Source organism: Pseudomonas juntendi (genome assembly GCF_009932375.1).
GTDB classification, from domain to species: Bacteria; Pseudomonadota; Gammaproteobacteria; order Pseudomonadales; family Pseudomonadaceae; genus Aquipseudomonas; species Aquipseudomonas juntendi.
This window is the reverse complement of the sequence record NZ_BLJG01000480.1, coordinates 1-937: the sequence shown is the minus strand read 5'-3', so window position 1 is coordinate 937 and position 937 is coordinate 1. Positions and strand designations below refer to the sequence as shown.

At 66.7% G+C, this 937-nt stretch carries 1 protein-coding gene and 1 pseudogene; one reads left to right on the top strand and one right to left on the bottom strand.

Going from position 1 to position 937, the window contains the following annotated elements; genetic code table 11:
* Positions 1–377: pseudogene (locus tag GYA94_RS26835) on the bottom strand (DUF2868 domain-containing protein); the annotation flags it as partial.
* Between the two features lie 54 nt (positions 378–431).
* Between GYA94_RS26835 and GYA94_RS26830 the strand changes: the two are divergent.
* Positions 432–937 (top strand): dihydrofolate reductase (locus GYA94_RS26830; RefSeq protein WP_161893471.1); only part of this gene is annotated, 506 nt, incomplete at its 3' end.

The following is a 937-nucleotide window of genomic DNA, read 5'->3' as shown; positions in this document are numbered from 1 at the left end:
ATGGCCCAGCCCAGCAGCGTCAGCAGGTTCAGCCCCAACAGGCTGCCCAACGCCCAGAAGACGTTGACCGGGCGCTGGCCGTCGCCAAGCGCCGCCAGGGCCAGGCCGGCGCCGCTGAGCACGGCTAGCAGCAGCAGGGCCAGCACCGCCAGGCGTGCGCCCTGCTTCCAGTGGCGCAGGGCCGTGGCCATGCCGTCGCGTTCGGCCAGGAACAGCGCCCGGCTTTCGATGCGCGCCGCCAAGTCGCCGCCGCGCTGGCGCGCATGACGGTTGGCGGCCTGGTCTTCCAGCAGGCCGGCGTGTTCTTCGCGCAGGCGGACCGCTTCGGTCAGCCAGCGTTTGTCCAGTGGAGTCGGTGCGGTCACAAGGTCTTCCATTGCACAGGTCAGGGCAGAAGCATAACCCACGCGCCCGGTGCTATCCTCGCTGGCATGAATACATCACTCCCCCTCAGCTTGATCGCGGCTCACGCCGAGAACCGTGTGATCGGCATCGACAACTCCATGCCCTGGCATCTGCCGGGGGACTTCAAGTACTTCAAGGCCACCACCCTGGGCAAGCCGATCATCATGGGGCGCAAGACCTGGGACTCACTGGGCCGGCCGCTGCCCGGGCGGTTGAATATCGTGGTCAGCCGGCAGCCTGGGCTGCAGCTGCAGGGCGCCGAAGTCTTCGGTTCGCTGGAACAGGCGCTGGTGCGGGCCGAACAGTGGGCACGCGAGAAAGGCGTCGATGAGCTGATGCTGATTGGCGGAGCGCAGCTCTATGGGCAGGCGCTGGAGAAAGGGCTGGTCAGCCGGATGTACCTGACGCGGGTGGAATTGGCGCCGGAGGGGGATGCCTGGTTTCCCGAGTTCGACCAGGGGCAGTGGAAGCTGGTGTCGAGCGAGGCACAGGGTGAAGAAGGCAAGCCTGGGTATCACTTCGAGGTTTGGGA